The 23457-nt window shown below is 41.5% G+C and carries 19 protein-coding genes, 1 tRNA gene, 1 rRNA gene and 1 other annotated feature; of the genes, 6 read left to right on the plus strand and 15 right to left on the minus strand.

The genetic code is table 11. The annotated features are described in order from the left end of the window. The 4 genes from V2H77_RS04590 to rluD all read right to left on the minus strand — a co-directional run. Positions 1 to 277, minus strand: a 16S ribosomal RNA gene (locus tag V2H77_RS04590); the annotation flags it as partial. Between the two features lie 440 nt (positions 278 to 717). Further along, positions 718 to 3291 (minus strand): ATP-dependent chaperone ClpB, encoded by a 2574-nt coding sequence (gene clpB, locus V2H77_RS04595; protein ID WP_341497864.1) that lies wholly within the window; start codon positions 3289 to 3291, stop codon positions 718 to 720. A 132-nt stretch (positions 3292 to 3423) separates the two neighbouring features. Next, entirely contained in the window at positions 3424 to 4155 is a 732-nt protein-coding gene (gene yfiH, locus V2H77_RS04600) for a purine nucleoside phosphorylase YfiH (protein ID WP_341497865.1), read from the minus strand. Beyond that, on the minus strand, positions 4156 to 5133 hold the full coding sequence (gene rluD, locus V2H77_RS04605) for a 23S rRNA pseudouridine(1911/1915/1917) synthase RluD (protein ID WP_341497866.1): 978 nt from the start codon (positions 5131 to 5133) through the stop codon (positions 4156 to 4158). It abuts the gene before it with no gap. A gap of 138 nt (positions 5134 to 5271) precedes the next feature. On the opposite strand from rluD, the gene bamD reads away from it, so the two are divergent. The 4 genes from bamD to V2H77_RS04625 all read left to right on the plus strand — a co-directional run bounded on the left by bamD (position 5272) and on the right by V2H77_RS04625 (position 9204). Next, complete coding sequence (bamD, locus tag V2H77_RS04610; RefSeq protein WP_341497874.1) at positions 5272 to 6003, plus strand: outer membrane protein assembly factor BamD; 732 nt, start codon at positions 5272 to 5274, stop codon at positions 6001 to 6003. A gap of 280 nt (positions 6004 to 6283) precedes the next feature. Continuing rightward, complete coding sequence (gene raiA, locus V2H77_RS04615; RefSeq protein WP_088372594.1) at positions 6284 to 6646, plus strand: ribosome-associated translation inhibitor RaiA; 363 nt, start codon at positions 6284 to 6286, stop codon at positions 6644 to 6646. A gap of 186 nt (positions 6647 to 6832) precedes the next feature. Further along, positions 6833 to 6952: a sequence feature (Phe leader region), on the plus strand. A gap of 55 nt (positions 6953 to 7007) precedes the next feature. Then, positions 7008 to 8165 carry a bifunctional chorismate mutase/prephenate dehydratase gene (gene pheA / locus V2H77_RS04620; protein WP_341497867.1) on the plus strand — a complete coding sequence of 386 codons (1158 nt, stop codon included), beginning with the start codon at positions 7008 to 7010 and terminating at the stop codon, positions 8163 to 8165. A gap of 592 nt (positions 8166 to 8757) precedes the next feature. Next, positions 8758 to 9204: an H-NS histone family protein gene (locus tag V2H77_RS04625; protein ID WP_341497868.1), complete on the plus strand. Its 447-nt coding sequence runs from the start codon at positions 8758 to 8760 to the stop codon at positions 9202 to 9204. A 2013-nt stretch (positions 9205 to 11217) separates the two neighbouring features. Here V2H77_RS04625 and tyrA read toward each other — a convergent pair. From tyrA to ffh, 8 genes are all read right to left on the minus strand, one after another. Further along, positions 11218 to 12339, minus strand: coding sequence for a bifunctional chorismate mutase/prephenate dehydrogenase (tyrA, locus tag V2H77_RS04630; protein WP_341497869.1), 1122 nt, complete (start codon positions 12337 to 12339; stop codon positions 11218 to 11220). A gap of 5 nt (positions 12340 to 12344) precedes the next feature. Next, positions 12345 to 13439 (minus strand): 3-deoxy-7-phosphoheptulonate synthase, encoded by a 1095-nt coding sequence (locus V2H77_RS04635; RefSeq protein ID WP_283256290.1) that lies wholly within the window; start codon positions 13437 to 13439, stop codon positions 12345 to 12347. Between the two features lie 398 nt (positions 13440 to 13837). After that, a complete protein-coding gene (locus tag V2H77_RS04640) occupies positions 13838 to 14644 on the minus strand; it encodes an alpha/beta fold hydrolase (RefSeq protein WP_341497870.1) in 807 nt (268 codons plus the stop codon). 356 nt (positions 14645 to 15000) lie between these two features. Continuing rightward, the gene (gene rplS, locus V2H77_RS04645) at positions 15001 to 15354 is read right to left on the minus strand and encodes a 50S ribosomal protein L19 (RefSeq protein ID WP_036814090.1); all 354 of its coding nucleotides are present in this window, start codon (positions 15352 to 15354) and stop codon (positions 15001 to 15003) included. Between the two features lie 64 nt (positions 15355 to 15418). Next, on the minus strand, positions 15419 to 16171 hold the full coding sequence (gene trmD, locus V2H77_RS04650; RefSeq protein WP_112896370.1) for a tRNA (guanosine(37)-N1)-methyltransferase TrmD: 753 nt from the start codon (positions 16169 to 16171) through the stop codon (positions 15419 to 15421). A 39-nt stretch (positions 16172 to 16210) separates the two neighbouring features. Continuing rightward, a complete protein-coding gene (gene rimM / locus V2H77_RS04655) occupies positions 16211 to 16759 on the minus strand; it encodes a ribosome maturation factor RimM (protein WP_341497871.1) in 549 nt (182 codons plus the stop codon). 18 nt (positions 16760 to 16777) lie between these two features. Then, positions 16778 to 17026: a 30S ribosomal protein S16 gene (rpsP, locus tag V2H77_RS04660; RefSeq protein ID WP_049583023.1), complete on the minus strand. Its 249-nt coding sequence runs from the start codon at positions 17024 to 17026 to the stop codon at positions 16778 to 16780. Positions 17027 to 17162: 136 nt separating this feature from the next. Beyond that, positions 17163 to 18524 (minus strand): signal recognition particle protein, encoded by a 1362-nt coding sequence (gene ffh / locus V2H77_RS04665; RefSeq protein WP_049583027.1) that lies wholly within the window; start codon positions 18522 to 18524, stop codon positions 17163 to 17165. 185 nt (positions 18525 to 18709) lie between these two features. On the opposite strand from ffh, the gene V2H77_RS04670 reads away from it, so the two are divergent. Beyond that, positions 18710 to 19501 (plus strand): cytochrome C assembly family protein, encoded by a 792-nt coding sequence (locus V2H77_RS04670; RefSeq protein ID WP_088372514.1) that lies wholly within the window; start codon positions 18710 to 18712, stop codon positions 19499 to 19501. A gap of 39 nt (positions 19502 to 19540) precedes the next feature. Next, on the plus strand, positions 19541 to 20815 hold the full coding sequence (locus tag V2H77_RS04675) for an HlyC/CorC family transporter (RefSeq protein WP_341497872.1): 1275 nt from the start codon (positions 19541 to 19543) through the stop codon (positions 20813 to 20815). A 125-nt stretch (positions 20816 to 20940) separates the two neighbouring features. Here V2H77_RS04675 and luxS read toward each other — a convergent pair whose 3' ends face one another. The 3 genes from luxS to V2H77_RS04690 form a co-directional block, all read right to left on the minus strand. Further along, positions 20941 to 21456: an S-ribosylhomocysteine lyase gene (gene luxS / locus V2H77_RS04680; protein ID WP_265379410.1), complete on the minus strand. Its 516-nt coding sequence runs from the start codon at positions 21454 to 21456 to the stop codon at positions 20941 to 20943. A gap of 153 nt (positions 21457 to 21609) precedes the next feature. Then, a complete protein-coding gene (gene gshA / locus V2H77_RS04685; RefSeq protein WP_341497873.1) occupies positions 21610 to 23169 on the minus strand; it encodes a glutamate--cysteine ligase in 1560 nt (519 codons plus the stop codon). A 182-nt stretch (positions 23170 to 23351) separates the two neighbouring features. Further along, positions 23352 to 23428: transfer RNA gene (locus V2H77_RS04690), tRNA-Arg, on the minus strand. Positions 23429 to 23457 lie beyond the last annotated feature (29 nt).

The raw sequence follows: 23457 nt of genomic DNA on the forward strand, positions 1-23457 counted from the left end.
CTAGGTAAGCCGTTACCCTACCTACCAGCTAATCCCATCTGGGTTCATCCGATGGCGTGAGGCCCTTTCAGGTCCCCCACTTTGGTCTTGCGACATTATGCGGTATTAGCCACCGTTTCCAGTGGTTATCCCCCGCCCTCGGGCAGATCCCCAGACATTACTCACCCGTCCGCCGCTCGTCAGCAAAAGCGCAAGCGCTTTCCTGTTACCGCCCGACTTGCATGTGTTAGGCCTGCCGCCAGCGTTCAATCTGAGCCATGATCAAACTCTTCAATTGAAAGCTTGATGCTCAAAGAATTGTCCTGTTAGTTCGTAATGAATTAACTGTTGTTCACTCTTCAAGACTTTAAAACGTATTTTTTGTGATACGGTCTTGTGAGTGCCCACACAGATTGTCTGATTAATTGTTAAAGAGCAGGCTGACATAAAAATTAACATTCTCGTTCAGCCGGGCTGCGCATACTACGCTGTTCGCCCGCAGAGTCAAGCGCTTATTCGCTTTTTTCTCTGCCTGACTTCACAATGTTTATCAGCGTTGTGTCGGTCAGTGGTGGCGCATTATAGGGAATTCTTTGATGCTGGCAAGCATTTAATTACAAAAAGAATTCATTCGAATACTAATTAAGCAAAAGCAATGCCGAATTGCGATTTAATACACAAAATGATAAAAAAAGAGGCAGTTTCCCACCTCTTTATTATCCCTAGCTAAATATAAAGTTATTGCTTGGCTACGATATGGCTATTTTCCACATCCAGAGTAACTCGTTTTCCTGGCAATAGTTGGCCGGAAAGTATCTTTTGAGCTAGTGGGTTTTCGATTTCCTGTTGGATAGCTCGCTTCAATGGCCGTGCGCCGTAAACAGGATCGAACCCGGCTTCTGCCAACATTTCCAACGCTTGCTGAGTCATCGTAACCTGATAACCACGTTCTTCCAGACGTTTGTACAAACGTTGCAATTGGATATCCGCAATCGCTGATAAATGCCGACGCCCTAATGGATGGAACACAACAGCTTCATCAATACGGTTAATAAATTCAGGTCTGAAATGATGGTTAACAATTCCCATCACCATATCTTTCATTTCACCATAATTCAGGCTACCAAAACGCTCCTGGATCATGTCCGACCCGAGATTAGAGGTCATGATTACAACCGTGTTGCGGAAATCGACAGTACGACCTTGCCCATCAGTCAATCGACCATCATCCAGCACCTGCAATAAGATATTGAATACATCCGGGTGCGCTTTTTCCACTTCATCAAGCAAAATCACGGAATAAGGCCGACGACGAACAGCTTCTGTTAGATAACCACCTTCTTCATAGCCAACATACCCTGGCGGCGCTCCTACCAATCGTGATACGGCATGTTTTTCCATAAATTCAGACATATCGATACGCACCATTGCATCATCGCTGTCAAACAGGAAGTTCGCTAATGCTTTGCACAACTCAGTTTTACCAACACCGGTTGGACCAAGAAACAAGAATGAGCCAATCGGACGATTTGGATCAGCTAACCCCGCACGGCTACGGCGAATCGCATTGGATACCGCATTGACTGCCTCATCCTGACCAATAACACGTTTGTGCAGCTCCTGCTCCATGCGCAACAGTTTATCTTTTTCGCTCTCAAGCATTCTGGCAACAGGAATGCCCGTCCAACGAGCAAGAATTTCTGCAATTTCCGCATCGGTAACTTTGTTACGAAGCAGTTTCATATGCTTACCTTCAGCTTGTGTGGCTGCGGCAAGCTGTTTTTCCAATCCAGGTATTTTCCCATATTGAATTTCAGACATCTTCGCTAAATCACCGCTGCGGCGTGCCTGTTCTAGACTGATACGAGCATTTTCCAATTCTGCTTTTATGTGCTGAGTCCCCGTCAGTGCCGCTTTCTCAGCTTTCCATTCTTCTTCCAGCTCAGAATATTCGCGTTCTTTTACGATCAGCTCTTCATTAAGCATTTCAAGCCGCTTTTTACTGGCATCATCAGACTCTTTTTTCAGCGCCTGCTGTTCCAACTTCAATTGGATAACCCGACGTTCCAGACGGTCCAGCGCTTCCGGTTTTGAATCCATTTGCATACGCAAACTGGCGCCCGCTTCATCGATCAAGTCGATAGCCTTATCCGGCAACATACGGTCTGAGATATAACGATGAGATAATGTTGCTGCCGCGACAATTGCAGGGTCGGTAATTTGTACATGATGATGTAACTCATAACGTTCTTTCAGACCGCGCAAAATAGCGATAGTGTCCTCTACGGAAGGTTCTGCAACATAGACTTTTTGGAAACGGCGTTCCAGCGCTGCGTCTTTTTCAATATATTGACGATATTCATCCAGTGTCGTTGCGCCAACACAGTGAAGTTCACCACGGGCTAGGGCCGGTTTTAACATGTTGCCAGCATCTATTGCCCCATCAGCCTTACCCGCGCCAACCATAGTATGCAATTCGTCAATAAACAGAATGACATTGCCTTCCTGTTTAGACAGGTCGTTCAGCACACCTTTCAAACGTTCTTCGAATTCACCACGATATTTAGCCCCTGCTAACAGCGCTCCCATATCCAGAGAAAGGACTCGCTTATTTTTAAGCCCCTCAGGAACTTCACCATTAATGATCCGTTGAGCAAGCCCTTCAACAATGGCTGTTTTACCAACCCCGGGTTCACCAATTAAGACTGGGTTATTTTTAGTACGGCGTTGTAATACCTGAATAGTGCGGCGAATTTCTTCATCACGGCCAATCACCGGATCAAGTTTGCCTTGTTCAGCACGTTCAGTCAGATCAATAGTATATTTTTTCAGGGCTTGGCGTTGATCTTCCGCTCCCTGATCATCAACTTTTTCACCACCACGCATTTGTTCTATTGCCTTAGTGATTTTTTCTTTTGTTGCGCCAACAGCTTTCAATATGTCGCTTAATGTGCCGCGTTCTTCCAATGCTGCCAGAACAAATAATTCAGAGGAGATAAAATTATCCCCGGCTTTTTGTGCTAGTTTGTCGCACAGATTTAAATGACGAACTAAGTCATTGGATGGTTGTACATCACCACCAATACCCTGTACCCGCGGCAAACGTTCTAAAGCCAGCTCAAGCTGATTGCTGACACGGCTCGTATCGATTCCAATTGACATTAATAATGGGCGAATAGAGCCACCCTCCTGTTTTAACAGTGAACTCATTAAGTGAATTGGTTCGATGAACTGATTATCATGCCCAAGTGCAAAGGACTGGGCGTCAGCGAGAGCAAGCTGGAATTTATTAGTAAGACGATCCAGACGCATAACACCTCCAATACTGTTCAGAAATTTTGCTACTGGAGATTAAATGAGGCCATTCCTCAAATATTCAAGGTTATTCTGAAAAGCAATGTGAGACATTCTTTTATGCGCCAACGGATCGCCCTACGGGATAGGTTATATCAGCCAGATTAAAGTTGCCATACGTCCGGTGATCCCATCACGACGATAAGAGAAAAATTTCTCTTTATTACTGACAGTACATTCATCCCCGCCAAAAATCGCATTCACACCGACAGATTGCAATTTTAACTTTGCTAACAAATAGATATCTGCTAAATACTTTTCGCCGACAGGTATAAAAGCTTGACTCAAATCAGCATGCTGGAAAGTGAACGCTTGCAAAACTTCATTGCCGACTTCAAATTTTTTCGCGCCAATTGCCGGCCCTAACCAAGCTTGGATCTGATTAGGTTTAGCTTTAAATTGAGCGATAGTGTTTTCCAGTACGCCTGCGCATAAACCTCGCCACCCTGCATGGGCAGCGGCAACTTCATCACCAGCAGAACTGCAAAATAGTACAGGCAGGCAATCTGCTGTCATCACAGCACAAACCTGCCCAGGAATATTGGTATAAACAGCATCAGCTTTATTATCTTCCAGTGGCTGACCATCGAGTCTCACAACTCGCGTACCATGAACTTGTTCTAACCAAATTGGCGGCTGAGGCAGTTCTGCCATTTTCGCCAAAATATGCCTGTTTTGTTCAACAACATCAGGTTTATCACCAACATGCTTACCCAGATTCAAGCTATCATAGGGTGACAAGCTCATTCCCCCTAAGCGGGTAGAACTACAAGCTTTTACTGTCGTCGGTTGTGGCCAGTTTGGAAAAATAAGCGCGGTCATTTACCAATCCATTTCGTCTTTAAAGGCTTCTGCATCTGCTTTTAATGCCTTAATCAGCACCACCATATCTTCCGGTAATTCAGCATGCCATTCCATTTCAATGCCGGTTATCGGATGATAAAGACGCAGCATCGTGGCGTGCAATGCCTGACGATCAAAGTTACGCATTACCTCGCGGAACTCATCAGAAGCCCCTTTTAAAGGACGAGGACGACCGCCATACAAAGGATCGCCTACTAGTGGACGACTAATATGGGCCATGTGAACACGTATCTGGTGTGTTCTGCCGGTTTCCAGTCTCAGGCGTAGACGGGTATGTGCCCGAAAATGTTCCATTACCCGATAATGGGTAATCGCCGGTTTGCCCATTGGATGCACTGCCATATGTGTTCGTTTTGTTGGATGACGAGAAATGGGCTCTTCAACAACTCCACCTGCCGTCATACGACCTGTCGCCACCGCTTCATATTCACGGGTAATTTCCCGTAGTTGGAGTGATTCGACTAAACGCGTTTGAGCGGGAACTGTTTTAGCAATGACCATCAGCCCTGTCGTATCTTTATCGAGACGGTGAACAATGCCTGCTCGAGGAACATCAGCGATTTCAGGATAACGATATAACAGCGCATTCAATACCGTACCATCTGGATTTCCTGCCCCCGGATGGACGACCAAATCGCGGGATTTATTTATTACTAAAATGTCATCATCTTCATAGACAATATTTAACGCAATATCCTGAGGTTCCCAACGCGCATCTTCTTCAATGATGGCATCAATTGCAATTTCTTCACCTCCCAGCACTTTTTCTTTTGGCTTATTGATTAATTTGCCATTAACCTGAACTCTGTCATCCAAGATCCAATCTTTTATGCGTGATCTTGAATAATCAGGGAACAATTCAGCCAAAGCCTGATCTAAACGTTGACCGAGCTGAGATTCGGCGACTGTTGCATTAAGTCGTATTTGTTGTGCCATATATTGTTTCTACACTTACGTTGAGTTTTGACGGCAGAGCCGTTTAATTTAATATAGTGTGCTATTGTAACTCGATCTTTTGCCGGGAGCTTCATGGATAGTCTCCCAGAAAAACACTCAGAGGATAATCAACACGTGATGATACGCATGAAATATCTGGTGGCTGCCGCCACATTGAGCCTGGTACTTTCCGGGTGCGCTGGTGATAAAAACGTTGTCCCCGACAATCCACCTGCGGAAATTTACTCTAAGGGTCAGGAAAAGCTGCAAAACGGTAGCTATGGAGATGCGATCAAGCAATTGGAAACCCTCGATAATCGCTATCCATTTGGCCCCTATTCGCAGCAAGTACAACTCGATCTGATTTATGCTTATTATAAATCCTCTGACTTGCCAATGGCTCTCGCTTCCATTGACCGTTTCATCCGCCTAAATCCAACTCATCCCAACATAGATTATGTTCTGTACATGCGTGGATTAACTTCACAAGCCTTGGATAACAGTCTACTGCAAAGTTTCTTCGGCATTGACCGCTCAGATCGCGATCCTGAACATGCCAGGGTGGCATTCAAGGATTTTAGCCAATTAGTACGCTATCATCCTAACAGCCTGTATACTGCCGATGCCATTAAACGTTTAATGTTTATCAAAGAGCGTCTGGCAAAGTATGAGCTTTCGGTCGTGGAATATTATAACAAACGTGGCGCTTATGTCGCGGTGGTAAATCGGGTTGAACAAATGTTACGTGATTACCCGGATACACAGTCAACTTTGGAAGCACTGCCTTATATGAAAAAAGCTTATACACGTTTGGGTTTAACCGCTCAGGCAGATAAAACAGCAAAACTCATTGCTGCTAATCCTGTATAAAGAAATAGACAATAAAACAGCGGCCAGCGCCGCTGTTTTATTTTATTAACATCTAAAAAAGACTACTTATCAGCAGAGTTGAAAAGATTCAACTTGTCAATAGTGTCTCATTAGCGCCAATCCTGCAATAGATATTCTTCATATTTTGACCACTAATCACAATTACTTCAGCTAGTTGCCTCATGTTTGGTTAAACGGTGATTTAGATCACCTTTTTCATGAAAAAGAAATGTATGCTGAAATTATTGAAGGTGGATAATCAATAATGAGAGGTAACTATATGATAGTGAATATTACCAGCAAACAAATGGAGATTACCCCGGCAATTCGCAACCACGTAGAAAAACGTCTAAGCAAACTAAATAAATGGCAAGTAAATCTGATAAATCCTCATATTATTCTATCAAAAGGGCCGCAAATTTTTAGGGCTGATGCAACCATAAGTATACCAAATGGTATGTTAGTCGCCGGTGCAAAACATGAAGATATGTATATTGCTATCAATGAATTATTAACAAAACTGGAACGTCAGTTGAATAAAGTACAGCATAAGGGAGAGGCACGCCGGACTTGCAACAGTGTTAAAGAATCAAACCTTAACTTAGAAACACAGCTAGAAACAGAACCAGAAATATCACAATAAAATAACAATGACTTGCCTCTAACGCGTCCAATTTGGACGCGTTTTTTGTTGACAGAAACAACAACATAAGGTTAATTAACAAAAACTACTATAAACCTTTGCCCTGTGCAGACGACTGCCGATGAAATGGGAAGCTTCGCCCGATTGAGCAAAGAGTAGTCACACAAACTATAAATATGAGAATATGATGAATATAAGCCTGTTTTTCTTTTCTTTCTTTTTTACCTTCCCTTGAGGGAGGCTTTCGTCGTTGGAAAAAGAACGAGAAGACGAACAGCAAGCCTCCCCATCGGGAGGCTTTTTTCTGTCCATTGCAAACCTATTATTATCAGAATGTGAATAACCCATTAGGAACCCATTTATGGATCAAAATAATTTGCTGAAAATACGGAAAAAAGTCAGCGAACTTGATTTAAAGTTACTGATTTTACTAGCGGAGCGTCGCCAGTTAGCTTTTGATATTGCACAAACTAAGTTGCAGGATAATCGCCCTATCAGAGACAAGGAACGCGAACGCGAACTAATAGATGTTCTAATTAAAAAAGGAAAAAGCTACGGGCTTGATGGCTTTTACATTTCGCGTCTTTTTCAGATGATTATTGAAGATTCCGTACTCACCCAACAAGCATTATTGCAGCAGCACCTAAATCAAACACCTCAAGATTCAGCACGTATTGCATTCCTTGGCCCTAGAGGTTCCTATTCTCATATCGCAGCCCGCCAATATGCGGCACGTCATTTCAATCAATTAGTTGAATGTAGCTGCCATAAGTTCCAGGATATCTTCTCCTTGGTTGAAACAGGCCAGGCGGATTACGGAATGTTACCCATTGAAAATACCAGCTCTGGTTCCATCAATGATGTTTATGACTTGTTGCAACACACCAATTTGTCAATTGTGGGCGAAATAACCCTTCCTATTGACCATTGCCTACTCGTTGCAACCGAGACAACGCTATCAAAGATAAAAACGGTTTACAGTCACCCTCAACCATTTCAACAATGTAGCCAATATATTAAACAATTCCCACATTGGAAAATTGAATATTGCGAAAGTACTGCCGCAGCAATGCAAAAAGTCGCTGAACAGAATTCACCAGAAATTGCCGCATTAGGTAGTGAAGCAGGCGGCGCACTTTATCAATTACAAGTTCTGGAACAGAATCTAGCAAACCAATCACATAATATCACTCGTTTCATTATTGTTTCCCGTCAGCCTATTGAAGTTGCAGAACAGGTACCCGCCAAAACGACATTTATTATGGCAACCGGACAGCAGGCCGGAGCGCTGGTAGATGCGCTAATGGTGCTGAAAAAACATAATATTATTATGAGTAAACTGGAATCTCGCCCGATTAACGGAAATCCGTGGGAAGAGATGTTTTATATTGATGTCCAAGCTAATATTCGTTCAATCAATATGCAACACGTTCTGAAAGCATTGGCGAAAATCACTCATTCATTAAAGGTATTGGGATGTTACCCAACAGAAAGTGTGATCCCAGTTAACCCCGCCTGATTAAAAAGAACCGGGTATTAAAATATCCGGTTCAGATTATTGGCTTTTAATATTTTGATTATCAATGAGAAAAGTTTTACTGCCTTTAATCTTCGGTTTAAAGACTTTTTATTTATACCCGTTATCTTTCAAGCCGCCTCTTTGTTGGCTGCACTCACTCACCCCGGTCACATAGTTATCTATGCTCCCGGGGATTCGTTCCCTTGCCGTCGCGATGCAACTTGAAATCCATAGGGTATATTTTATAAATCCCAACTTCTCAGCTTAAATAATATGGATTATTGTTTTCCATGCCATCTGAAAACAAGAGAGTAAAAAATTCCCACTTATTCGCATAGGATTAAATACGTTTTATTTGAATGTGATAAAACCGGTGTTAATAAAAACCACGTTTTATCTGTCACCTCGGTTTTAAAATCTGGGAAAAACCGCAAGCATATCATGAAAAAGAAGGCAAAAACTTTAATCATTAAAGGTAAAACAGAAATGATTAAAGCTTTTTTAAAGCAAGTAAAAAATTCGGTGTTATACTGACTTTGGAAGAGAAAACATCAGAAAAGACAAGTTTTAAGTTTATTAACAAGGTGACAAAATGACAGGAATAACCATAGAACAAGAATATGAGATTGTATCAAAACATTTATCCAGAATGTCCACATTAAGAAGATTTGCTCAAACAAAAGATGTTGAATGGTTAGAAGATGTTTACAAAGCATTAGAGGTAGTCGTTCAAGACAGCAAAGAAACCTTCAGATTAATGAGTTTAGAAGCGGAACAAAAAGAACAAAAACGTTTAGACATATTAAGAATGATTGAAGAAATCGGCCTTGATCTTAAGACCATTAACATACCTATTACCCTTTCTGATTTTAAACCTAAAAAATCAAAGGCAGGAAAAGGAAAAACGAGAAAACCTAAGTATCAATTTAATGAAAATGGAGAAGTTAAATACTGGTCAGGAAACGGTAAAAAACCATCAGGTTTACAAAAACTCCTCAATGAAGGTCATTCATTAAATGAATTTTTAATTAAAAAATAAAAAACCTCGGAATGAGAATAGCCTCACAAGTTTTAATATTATTGACTTTCTTTTTCTGCTTGCATTCGCTTTTGTGGCGATCGCAAGCGCTTTTTTATCGGTGATTAACTCGGTTATTAATTAAAAAAGTGTAAAAAAACAGGCTCCCATTAATGCCAAATTTTTAAAAGGTAAAGAGCATTTAAAAACGGCCTACTCCCCGCTTATTCATCATCGATGTTATATCCCAATTATTTCACGAAACAGATTACAAAAATAACGCAATAAAAAAGGGGGAAAACGGTTAAAAGGATGATTAACATTCGTTAAATATAAAACACGATATCCCATGATGATTAAACCTAATAAAAAACAGGTGTAAAAAAAGGGAAAACATGGTTAAAGCCGCATGCCATTAAATCCAGAAGCTAAAACCATGACTTTTAATAATAACTTAAAAACTGCCCATCATAAAACCATCAGTAAAAAAATAAGAAATAAAATTGGTTTTGTTAATGCTTAAAACGAACATGATTAATATTCATTGCACGTAAAATACCGACATACCATGATGGTTAAACTTAATAAAACAGGGCATTAAATGAGGGAAAAACAACTGTTAAAATCTATATTATCTCAGCGCTAATAATTACCGGTTATTTATAAGGTATCTGTCAAATTAAATCCGGCTCAGCTTTTTCCCCCAGATTCATTTACCATCTAAAAAGCAAAAGCAGACGTTAAAAAGGATAAAAACACGATTAAAACCGTATGCCGATTAAATCCAGAAGCTAAAACCATGACTTTTAATAATAACTTAAAAACTGCCCATCATAAAACCATCAGTAAAAAATAAGAAATAAAAATCGGTTCTGTTAATGCTTAAAACGAACATGATTAATATTCATTGCGCGTAAAATACCGACATACCATGATGGTTAAACTTAATAAAACAGGGCATTAAATGAGGGAAAAACAACTGTTAAAATCTATATTATCTCAGCGCTAATAATTACCGGTTATTTATAAGGTATCTGTCAGATTAAATCCGGCTCAGCTTTCCCCCCAGATTCATTTACCATCTAAAAAGCAGACGTTAAAAAGGATAAAAACACGATTAAAACCGTATGCCGATTAAATCCAGAAGCTAAAACCATGAATTTTAATAATAACTTAAAAACTGCCCATCGTAAAACCATCAGTGAAAAATAAGAAATAAAAATCGGTTCTGTTAATGCTTAAAACGAATATGATTAATATTCATTGCGCGTAAAATACCGACATACCATGATGGTTAAACTTAGTAAAAACAGGTGTAAAAAAGGTAGAACATGGTTAAAATCTTATACCGATTAAACCAAAAAGCTAAAACCATAACTCTTAATAACAATTTAAAAACTGCCCATCATAAAACCATCAGTAAAAAAATAAGAAATAAAATTGGTTTTGTTAATGCTTACGTATCCCGAAAAAAAAGACAAATGAGAATATGAATAGGTTTATCCGTTTACCAGAAACTACACCTCCCAAAAATCCACCCTTAATAACGTTTTCAACCGAGGGAATAAACTTCTTTTAAAATCAGTCAAATAATCGATGATAAAGCTCAGCATAAAAAAACCCGCAAATGAATAATTTAACCAAATAATAACTCAGTTACTTGCGGCATTATTATGTGGCATATTCACTATACTCAATGGATTTCAAGATGCATCGCGACGGCAAAGGAGCGAATCCCCGGGAGCATAGATAACTATGTGACCGAGGTGAATGAGTGCAGCCAACAAAGAGGCAACTTGAAAGATGACGGGTATATTACTATGCAAAGCTGCGGCACCTTAAATATGCCAATTTAAACTCGCTTTACACGAATTTAATCCGACCAATAGCATTGCTTTTCTATAGTTTGATTTAAACTACTCCTCTATTTTATACCTTTAATATGATTTAATCGGCAAAACCTTTCACCCTCATTAATAAAATGAAACTTATCAGCAATTTGAACCGGATATTGTCATATCCGGTTCTTTTTAGCTATTGGCGACTATCATTCGCTTGTTGAAGCAATACTCTGCTCTCTCTCATAAAATGAGATGCATAATCACCAAACCATTCACTAACATCTTCAAAACTGCTGACAAAAGCCCGTTTGTCCTGGCTTTCCAATATCTCTAGCGCTTGCCCAAAATTTTGGTGATAACGGCGTATAAGATCAATATTCTCTGGTGATGACATAATAATATCCGCGTAGAGCTGAGGATCTTGCGCAAATAACCGCCCAACCATAATCAGTTCCAAACGGTAAATGGGTGAAGATATCGATAACAGTTGTTGTAAATCAGCGCCTTCCTGTGCGAGATGTTGCCCATAAGCAAATGTCGTGAAATGGCGCAACGCCTGAATAAAACTCATGTTTTTATCATGCTGTTCAGGGCTAATCTGATGCAAACAAGCTCCCCAAATCAACAACTGTTCTAAAAACCATTGATAAGCTTCCTCTTGACGTCCGTCACAGTAAACAACAACTTGTTTTACCAAACTACCGACATCTGGCCCAAACATGGGATGTAATCCCAACACCGGACCTTTATGCACATCAAGCATAGCTTGTAATGGCTGCTGTTTAACCGACGCCAAATCCACCAAAATGCAATGGTCAGGTAATGGCGGCAAACGGCGAACAACCTCTTCTGTTAAATGAATAGGTACACTGATAATCACCATACCCACTCCCGCCAGAATCTGCTCCGCGTTAGGCCAATCTTGTGGTTCCAGATTTCTGACTTCATAACCAGACAAAGTTAACAAACGGCCAAACAGTTTCCCCATTTTGCCTAAGCCGCCAACAATGACTATCGGCCCCAATTGCGGACAAAGCGTTTTAAACCCTTTGTTATTTTCACTGGTGTAGGACTCCCGCATAATACGGCGCAGAATATCTTCAATTAAATCCGGTGGAACACCAAACTCTTCGGCCTCCTGCCGACGTGAAGCAAGCATCGCCATTTCTCTGTCAGGCGCATAAATTGACAACCCATTCTGACTTTTTACCTCGCCAATCTCCGCAACCAATTCCAGACGCTTTGCCAGCAAGCCCAGCAAAGCTTTATCCACTTCATCAATCTTATCCCGCAATTGAGATAATTCAGCCGCCATATTTATTATCCCGCTTTTTTCAGCACTGTCATTCTTTGCGACAATTGCATGCTAATTTGCTGATGTAATTTTCTTAGAATTGCTTCTGTCGTCTGCCAACTAATACACGCGTCAGTAACTGATACACCATATTTCATTTCACTACGCGGTTGTTCAGAAGATTGGTTACCCTCATTAATGTTGCTTTCCAACATAATGCCAGTAATAGAGCGATTCCCTGAAATGATCTGATCCACAATAGAATCCACAACCAAACTTTGGCGACGAAAATCCTTATTAGAGTTACCATGACTGCAATCAATCATCAAGGATGGTAATAATCCAGATTGCATCATTTGCTGTTCACATTCCATTACATGTTGGGCGCTGTAATTAGGGGTTTTACCACCACGTAAAATAATATGCCCATTGGGATTTCCTTGCGTTTGTAATAAACACACCTGCCCCGACTGATTTATTCCTACAAAACGGTGTGGCATAGCCGCTGCGCACATCGCATTAATTGCAGTGTTCAAGCTGCCATCAGTCCCATTTTTGAAACCAACAGGCATAGATAAACCTGAAGCCATTTCCCGGTGTGTCTGAGATTCTGTGGTTCTGGCGCCAATTGCAGACCAACTGAATAAATCCCCCAAATATTGTGGGCTATTCGGATCTAAAGCTTCTGTTGCAAGAGGTAATCCCATTTTAACCAAACTAAGTAGTAAGCGACGAGCAATATGCAGGCCCGCTTCCACATCAAATGAACCATCCATGAATGGATCATTAATAAGACCCTTCCAACCCACTGTTGTACGAGGCTTTTCAAAATAAACACGCATGACGATGTACAAACTATCACTCAATTCAGCAGAAAGGGCGGCCAAACGGTGAGCATAATCCAGAGCCGCATCCACGTCATGAATAGAGCAAGGGCCACACACTACCAGTAAACGGGGATCACGAAGCTGAATAATATCAGCAATTGTTTTACGTGCATTTGCAATAGTATGCAGATCACCATCACTCAGTGGGTATTGTTGCTTTAATTCTTTTGGAGTGATAAGAATTTGCTCACCACTGATGTGAACGTTATTAAGTGCATCTCTTTGCATGAACATTTTGATTTTCTCCTCAAGTTATCATTATGTACTCATTTGTTTTTATACATTTGACTAATAACATATCATGCATCGTAAAGAATACAATCCAAAAGTGTAAACAAAACTAAAACACTGTAAATTTTTGTTTACAAAAAATGAAAGAGGAGTCAATTCAATGATAAATCTATTCTATAATCAATTAATAAGATTAAAATTATTTCATATAGAAAAATATTAAAAATAATTATGTTAAAACAATATTAATATCAAAACACAAGAAGCAATATTTGAGTCAATATTTTATGATCATTCATTCTTTATTTTTATATTTAAAATAATCAGGTGAAAAATATATTTATTTGGTAGATTCAATACACTAGAGGCCGTAAAATCCGGCCTCTTTATTAAAATATCTGTTACAAAGCTTTCTGTAAAAAAGCAATTAATTCCTGATTAACTTTATATGGTTGCTCCAATGTGGAAATATGCCCTGCACCCTGGATAATAATATGATCACAGTGCAATATTTCAGCCATCAAATAACCCTCCAGAGGCGGGCGAGGCATATCTTGATCACCAGTAATAACAAGCGAGGGAATATCTAATTTTTCCAACAAATGAATTCTATCTTCACGCCCAAATATTATTCTACCTAGCGGAACAATACTATTACGCAATATTTCCGCAGGAATGGCTACCAAACGCTGAATTAATTCATCAACCAAATGCTGAGCAGGTTGCTGGCTAAAGAAAGCTGGCACTATCAACTGTTGCAAAATAGATTGAGGAATTGCGCCAACCTGCTCTATCTCATCCAACATCGCAAAGTATTTTGTATGAGTCACTTCAGGTTCTAATCCGACAAAGGTATCCATCAAAACCAGTGCCTTGACTCTGTCCGGCGCCATATCTACCAACTCAATTCCCCACATACCGCCAGCAGATAAGCCAATGATAGCAAATTCTTTAATGCCAAGCTGATCCATCAACGCCAGGTAATCCCGAGCTAAATCAGCCAAAGTGCTATGCTGTTCTGGTAGCTCTCCCGAGCAGCCATGTCCCCAGAGATCAGGAGCAATCACCCGGTATTGTTTACTTAAGGCCCCGATCTGAGGTTCCCACATATTAGAGTCAAACAAATAGCTATGCCCCAGTAATAATGGGAAACCCTCACCCTCATCTCGGTAAGCCATTGTTTTGTTATGTATTTGAAAAGTTTTCAAAGCAAATCCTTATAGTCAGTTAATAACGTATGAAATTATTCTAAAACTCTTAAAATAATTGTCTTTAAGATTATTACGATCTGATAATAATGTATTGCCGAATAATTTATCGATGAGTAAAAATCCCCCTTCATAGAAGGGGGCCTTGATTTCGCTCCTGAGGAGCGTAATAAAAAATCCGCTAAAAACCCGCCCGTATTCAGCCTGATTCTTCATTACAATAATTAAAAATACAGCAGAGCCAAAACCAAATTGATGATCACACCCGCAGAACGAAGTTTTAAGTTGAGAATAAAAAAAGAGGCCAGCAATTGCTGACCTCTTTAACGATAACTTTCGGATGTAACGAAAGCGTATTATTTACTGTTCAGACGCTCTTTAATACGAGCAGCTTTACCAGAACGCTCACGCAGATAGTACAATTTAGCTCTACGAACAGCACCACGACGTTTAACGTTAATGCTGTCTACGACTGGGGAGTGAGTCTGGAATACACGCTCAACACCTTCGCCGTTAGAAACTTTGCGAACAGTGAATGCAGAGTGCAGACCGCGGTTACGAATAGCGATAACCACGCCCTCGAATGCCTGCAGACGTTTCTTAGCACCTTCTACGACCCATACCTTAACTTCCACGGTGTCACCCGGACGGAATGAAGGTACGTCTTGCTTCATCTGCTCTTGTTCAAGTTGTTTAATAATGTTGCTCATAATAATTCTCTTACCCTAGGTAAACTGATATATCAGAGACATTCCCTTCGGGGATATGTCTGGATTAATTAGTTGCTTCAGTTAGATGTTCCCGTTGGAACTCTGTTAGCAATATCCTTTGCTCGTCAGTCAGAGCTAGGTTTTCCAGAAGTTCAGGTCTTCTAAGCCAGGTTCGGCCAAGCGATTGTTTCATCCGCCAGCGATTAATTTCAGCATGATTTCCAGACAGCAGCACTGGTGGAACTTCCATACCATCTAATACCTCCGGGCGAGTATAGTGCGGACAATCCAGCAATCCATCAGCAAAAGAGTCTTCCTCCGCTGATGCTTGACGCCCCAGAACACCCGGAATGAACCGGGAAACTGAGTCAATCATCGTCATTGCCGGGATTTCACCACCACTGAGCACGTAATCACCGATAGACCATTCTTCGTCAATCTCAGTTTGAATCACCCGCTCATCTATCCCTTCATAGCGGCCGCAAATCAAAATCAGTTTTTCATTTGTTGCCAGCTCACAAACCCCTTGTTGGTTGAGTTTGCGACCCTGAGGTGAAAGATAAATCACTTTTGCGCCTTCGCCCGCCGCAGTTTTTGCTGCATGAATGGCTTCCCGTAAAGGTTGAACCATCATCAACATGCCAGGACCACCGCCATAAGGCCGATCGTCAACGGTACGATGCCGGTCATAGGTAAAATCCCGCGGATTCCAGCATTCAATACTTAACAGGCCATTTTTCACTGCCCGGCCAGTTACCCCATAATCGGTTATTGCGCGGAACATTTCAGGAAACAGGCTAATAACCCCAATCCACATTATCGTGTCCCACTCATTTCAACCGCTTATAACCGGAGTTTAAAAACCAGGATCCCAATCTACTTCAATAGTTTTAGTAGCGAGATCGACTTTCTTGATAACCTGCCCATCAAGAAACGGAATTAGCCGTTCCTTGATACCGAATGCATCTTTCAGGTTTGCTTTAATTACCATTACGTCGTTAGAACCGGTTTCCATCATGTCATTGACAGTACCCAAGTTATAACCTGCTGTGTTGATTACCTGGCAACCCATCAAGTCTTTCCAGTAGTAATCACCCGCATCCAGCTCCGGCAGTTGTTCTGAATCTACAATAATTTCGCAATTAGTCAGTAAATTCGCAGCATCCCGATCATCAACACCTTTAATTTTGATGATCATATCCTGATTGTGGTGTTTCCAGGCTTCCAGTTCGATGTGTTGCCACCGACCTGCCCGTTGAATAAACCACGGTTGATACTCAAAAATGTCTTCGGCATGTTCGGTGGAAGAAAAAACTCTGAGCCAACCACGAATACCATAAGTTGAACCCAGTTTTCCCAATACAATTGAGTTTACAGGCGGCTCAAAACAGGTTTGCTTGCTCATAGTTACCACCGCGACAGATTAAGCTGCTTTTTTAGCGTCTTTGATCAGTGTAGAAACACGATCAGACACAGTTGCACCCAGACCAATCCAATGTTCAATACGGTCCAGATCTAAACGCAGTGTTTCTGCTTTCCCTGTTGCAATAGGGTTGAAGAAGCCAACACGCTCGATAAAGCGACCATCACGCGGGCTGCGGCTATCGGTCACGACTACTTGGTAAAACGGACGCTTTTTGGCGCCGCCACGAGCTAAACGAATTGTTACCATAACATCCTCATTAGTTAACAAAACAACCAGACTTCATCGAGGAACGAAGTCCGGTTGTCAGATAAAAAGCCCGAAAAGTTTACTCACTTTGGCGCAAAAAGCAATCCAAAGTGGATATTCTTCGAGACTTTATCAATTAACGGCCCATAAATCCGGGTGGCATCATGCCTTTCATACCACGCATCATTTTTGCCAGGCCGCCTTTTTTCATCTTTTTCATCATGCGCTGCATTTCGTCGAATTGTTTAAGCAAGCGGTTAACATCTTGAACCTGAGTGCCAGAGCCATTGGCAATACGACGTTTACGAGAACCTTTAATTATTTCCGGTTTTTGCCGCTCTTTACGCGTCATGGAATTGATAATAGCTTCCATTTTCACCAGAATTTTATCATCCATCTGGGATTTAACCGCATCTGGCACTTGAGACATTCCCGGCATTTTGCTTAACATGCTGGCCATTCCCCCCATGTTACGCATCTGCTTTAGCTGATCTAGAAAGTCATTTAAATCGAAGCCGTCACCTTTCTTTAATTTAGAAGCCAGCTTTTCAGCCTGGGTGCGATCAACTTTACTTTCAATCTCTTCAATCAGGGAGAGAACATCCCCCATCCCAAGGATTCGAGAGGCAATCCGATCCGGATGGAATGGTTCCAACGCATCCGTTTTTTCACCAACACCCAGGAATTTAATCGGCTTACCGGTAATATGACGAATAGATAGCGCAGCGCCGCCACGAGCATCGCCATCGACTTTAGTTAACACTACCCCCGTCAGCGGCAATGCTTCATTGAAAGCTTTCGCAGTATTAGCCGCATCCTGCCCCGTCATCGCATCAACAACAAACAGGGTTTCCACAGGATTAATGGCTTTATGAACCTGCTTGATTTCATCCATCATCGCTTCGTCAACATGCAGACGGCCCGCAGTATCCACCAAAAGCACATCATAGAATTTCAATTTGGCGTGCTGTACCGCTTGAGTCACGATATCAACGGGTTTTTCCTGAGCATCGGAAGGGTAGAAATCAATACCAACTGCCTGCGCCAAGGTTTCAAGCTGTTTGATAGCGGCTGGACGATAGACGTCAGCAGATACCACCAAAACTTTTTTCTTCTGTTTTCCTTTCAGGAAACTACCAAGTTTGGCAACGCTGGTCGTTTTACCTGCGCCTTGCAGACCCGCCATTAATACGACGGCAGGCGGCTGAGTAGAAAGATTTAGCTCACTGTTAACTTCCCCCATCGCCTTAACGAGTTCATTCTGAACAATTTTGACAAACTCTTGGCCGGGGGTAAGGCTTTTATTAACCTCGTGACCAACCGCGCTCTCTTTAACGCACGAAATAAAATCACGCACTACAGGCAATGCAACGTCAGCTTCAAGTAAAGCCATGCGAACTTCACGCAGTGTCTCTTTAATATTGTCTTCGGTCAGTCGCCCACGGCCACTGATATTGCGCAATGTGCGCGATAGTCTGTCGGTTAGATTATCAAACATTGTCTCTGCTCAATTTTTTTAAATGGGCTACCTGTAAGGCGTATTCCACAAATTATAACACGATGGTAAGGGATCTCTGCACAGAGATTCTCATCTATGGTTAACAACGGTTGGAGGCTATCCTTGCTGGCGGTATACTTAAGCTTTAATTCAACCAAAGACTATCGCTAAAACGACTAAATGCTATGCCAGTATTTTCTATAATTTCTTCATTCGCTTATTTACTCAGCCTGGTCCTGATTATTCCCGGCTTACTGCGGAAATCGAAAGGATATCGCAGGCTGGCATTACTTTCCGCAATTGTCGCTTTAATTTGTCATGCTATTGCGCTTAAATATCAGATCTTCCACGTTAGCAGCGGGCAAAACCTCACGCTCCTAAACCTAGGTTCTATTGTCAGTTTGCTGACTTGTATCATAATGACAATTGTTGCTTCTCATGGCCGAGCTTGGTTCCTGCTACCCATTGTTTATAGTTTTGCCATGATAAATTTGGTCTTAGCGAGTCTTATGCCAGGTGAATTCATTACTCACCTAGAGGCCAGCTTTGGATTATCTATCCATATTGGATTAGCGCTTCTTGGCTACGCGACTTTACTTATCGCTGCATTATATGCATTACAGCTTAGGTGGTTGGATCATCAACTTAAAAATAAAAAACTCACTTTTACGCCAGATATGCCCCCACTCATGTTCATTGAACGCAAAATGTTTCATATCACTCAGGTTGGCGTAATATTACTAACACTGACGCTCTGTACCGGCATCCTCTACATAGATAATATTTTCAGTAGCGAAAATATCCATAAGGCAATTTTATCTATCATCGCGTGGTTTGTTTACATTGTTTTATTATGGGGCCACTACCATGATGGATGGCGCGGTAAACGCGTTATCTGGTTTAACCTGATCGGCGCATTTACCCTGACGCTCGCCTATTTCGGCAATCGATTATTACAGGAAATCATGATTTACTAGGAGTATAATGTCCAATCGATACTTGGAAGGAATTCTATTTTGGAGCATGTCTCAACAAGCACATTACTGATTATTTTAATCATCATGGTCATTGTTTCAGCTTATTTTTCCGCCTCCGAGACAGGTATGATGACAATGAATCGCTACCGCTTACGTCATCTGGCAAAGCAAGGGAACCGCTCTGCCCGCAGAGTTGAAGCATTATTTCGCCATCCTGAGCAGCTCATCAGTCTGATTCTTATCGGCAATAATCTGGTTAATATTCTTGCTTCAGCGCTCGCTACTATCATTGGTATGCGTCTTCACGGTGATGCCGGAGTCGCTATCGCAACCGGTATTTTGACGTTTATCGTACTGATATTTTCTGAAGTGATGCCAAAAACGATAGCAGCCCTCTATCCTGAAAGAATCGCTTTTCCAAGCAGTTTTCTGCTCCGCCCGTTACAGAAAATCATGCTGCCGTTAGTTTGGGCGCTAAATAAAATTACCTTATTATTAATGCGTTGCCTTGGTATTAAACACCCTACTGGTTCTAGTCACGCCATTAGTAAAGATGAACTTCGCACTATTGTGAATGAATCAAATGCCAAGCTATCACAGCAAAATCAGGATATGCTGATTTCAATTTTAGACCTGGAAAAAGTCACAATCGGCGATATTATGGTTCCCCGTAATGAAATTGTCGGCATTGATATTAATGATGACTGGAAATCTATCATACGGCAATTAACTCATTCACCTCATGGCCGGATCGTGCTTTATCGTGATTCACTTGATGATGCCATTGGCATGCTCCGTGTTCGTGAAGCTTACCGACTGATGACAGAAAAAAAAGAGTTCACCAAAAGAAATCTGATTAAAGCCGCAGATAAAATCTATTATGTCCCAGTCAGCACACCACTTAATATTCAGTTAGTGAATTTCCAACGTAATAAGGAAAAAGCCGGGCTCATCGTTGATGAATATGGTGATATTCAAGGATTGGTCACTGTTGAAGATATCCTCGAAGAGATTGTCGGCGATTTTACAACATCCATGTCTCCTTCCCTGGCTGAGGAAGTTTCACCACAAAGCGATGGGACTATTTTGGTTGACGGGACAGCTAATATCCGCGAATTAAATAAAGCCTTTAACTGGGCATTGCCTGTTGATGGACCACGAACGGTTAATGGTATGGTGCTTGAAGAGTTAGGAGAAATACCCGCACTTAATGTACAAGTGCAAATCGGCAAATATAATTTTGAAGTACTTTCAGTGAACGATAATGTTATTAAACAGGTTCGAGTCACCCCCATTAGCCCATTTCCTGCGTAAGAAGCACAAGCCATTTAAATCGCTGCGGAAAATTCACACCGCTGGAGGCGCACCACCAACCTCCAACGGTAAATTCCTGTTAATACCTCATCTCAGGAACCCGAAATATCATCACTGCTATGGAACTACACTTTCAATTCAGTCAGTTTTTCTTCTGGCAATGCCAACTCATCATTCTTATTAACGAGGACGTCTGAATCAAGAATATGACGTGCAATATCCTGAGCTTCTGTCAGTGAATGCATGTGATAAGTACCGCATTGATAAATATTTAGCTCTGGGATTTGGCTCTGATCTTTCACTTTCAAGACATCAGCCATAGCCGCTTTCCACGCGTCTGCAACACGTATTTCCGCCGGTGCGCCAATCAAGCTCATATAAAAACCTGTTCGACATCCCATTGGCGATATATCAACAATTTCAACACCTTCACCATTGAGGTGGTTGCGCATAAAACCAGCAAACAAATGTTCAAGCGTATGAATGCCCTTTTCAGGCATAACCTGTTTATTAGGTACGCAGAAACGTAAGTCAAAAACTGTGATGGTGTCGCCATGAGGCGTTTTCATAGTCTTAGCAACTCTTACGGCTGGCGCATTCATACGAGTATGGTCAACAGTAAAACTATCCAGTAAAGGCATTTCTTCATCTCCACAAAAAAATTCAGATTTTTCTTCCAGCAAATGAAACCTTTTCATCTGCCACCGGTCGTAAAGAATGAAAGACGCGTAATCATTATCCCTATTCTCTAGAAAATCCTATTTGGCCACTTTCACTTGTGGCCCTTTTCTTTTCTAGCATCCTGTCTGTTGTTTCAGATACTCATCAAAACTAATTGTATCCTCACGTTCCAACGCATCTTGTCGCTCTACGGAGGCCCTGCGTTCTATAGCAAACTGTTCGTCGCTAATAACCTCATATTGCTCATTGATCAGTTGCTGATGGTATTCATCTGCCAATTCCAGTCCAAAGCCGCCAATGCCCTGGCTCTTCATTCTTTCCAGCACGCGAGCCGATAAAGTCAGTGATGAATCATCAAACATAGCGATTAATTCTTCGCAAACCTTTTGATACTGTGTGCCAGAACAACTATCCAATATTGCGGCAACCCGTTTCAAGTCACTAAATAACTTTTTGCCAACTTTTGCTAACGGCTCTTCCACACTTCCACAACCAAGACCAATCATTTGCCTTGGTTTACGCCCCTCAAGGATCACTCTATTCCAGTTCTTACGGCAACAATCTAATTCATCACTGCTCATTTCCGGCGCTTCGGCAAGCACGCACCATATTAAGAATAGGTCAAGAAAACGAATTTGTGTTTCATCGACGCCAATCGCTGCAAATGGATTAATATCCAATGAACGAACTTCAATGTATTCCACTCCCCCACGCAGCAACGCATCAGAAGGCGATTCATTCCCCTTAGTGACACGCTTAGGTCGGATTGGCGCATACAGCTCATTTTCAATTTGTAAGACGTTGGTATTAAGCTGAATATGCTTATCACCTTGCTTAATACCTAATTTAGCAAACTCATCAGATGGCTTGTGAATCGCTTTTTTCAACCCGTCAATATAGGTATGTAGGTTATTAAACGTAATATTTAGATCACTTTGTGATTTATTGGTGTACCCCAGATTGCTCATTCTTAGTGAAGTCGCATAAGGCAGATAACAAGTTCCATCTTCCGTTCGATCAAAAAGAAAAGCAGTCTCTCTTCCACGTAAGAACGAGGAACAAATTGCCGGAGAAGCGCCAAACAAGTATGGGATCACCCATCCAAAGCGATAATAGTTACGGATCAAGCGGAAATAGCCATTAGAGATCTGCTCTTTACCACTCTCTGCATCTTCAATACCAGCCCAGGCACGCCAGAACTCAATTGGCAATGAAAAATTATAATGAACCCCGGATATGGTCTGCATTAACGCGCCATAACGATTTTTCAACCCTTCACGGTATAAAGTTTTATAGCGACCAACATTCGATGTGCCATATTGAGCCAAAGTAATGTTCTCTTCCGCATCAATAAAGCATGGCATACTCAATGGCCACATTTTTTCTTTATCCAGCACACGCGCTGTGTGACGATGAATATCTCTAAGAAAAGAAACCGTATATTTTATATCATCATTAACTGGTGTTATGAACTCCAACAGTGACTCGGCAAAGTCAGTAGTAATCCATTTATGCGTAAGCGCTGCACCAAGTGCTTTAGGATGCTCCGTTATGGCTAAACTACCATCTGAAGTAATACGCAATGTTTCACGTTCAACACCGCGACGAATTCCATTTAAAATTGTCGGATGCGCCTCTAGCCATGATAGAGCCTTTGATACGTCCGGGATCAATTCGACCTCCCGTAGTGTTTTAGAAGAATTTTTATAAGGGTTTACTTTATCTTAAACAAGCCAAATTGTCGCTGATTAGATATATCAGCAAAAACATTTCAGCGTCATACAGAAAGCGGGTTAGTTATGGCAACACAAGTAGAAAGGAAAAAGCCCTGCTGTTTAATCAGCAGGGCTTGATATGGCGCATCCAGAAGGATTCGAACCTCCGACCGCTCGGTTCGTAGCCGAGTACTCTATCCAGCTGAGCTATGGATGCGTGTTCAGTTTTTCACTCTTGGTAAAAGA

This window comes from Photorhabdus sp. P32 (assembly GCF_038085095.1).
GTDB classification, from domain to species: domain Bacteria; phylum Pseudomonadota; class Gammaproteobacteria; order Enterobacterales; family Enterobacteriaceae; genus Photorhabdus; species Photorhabdus luminescens.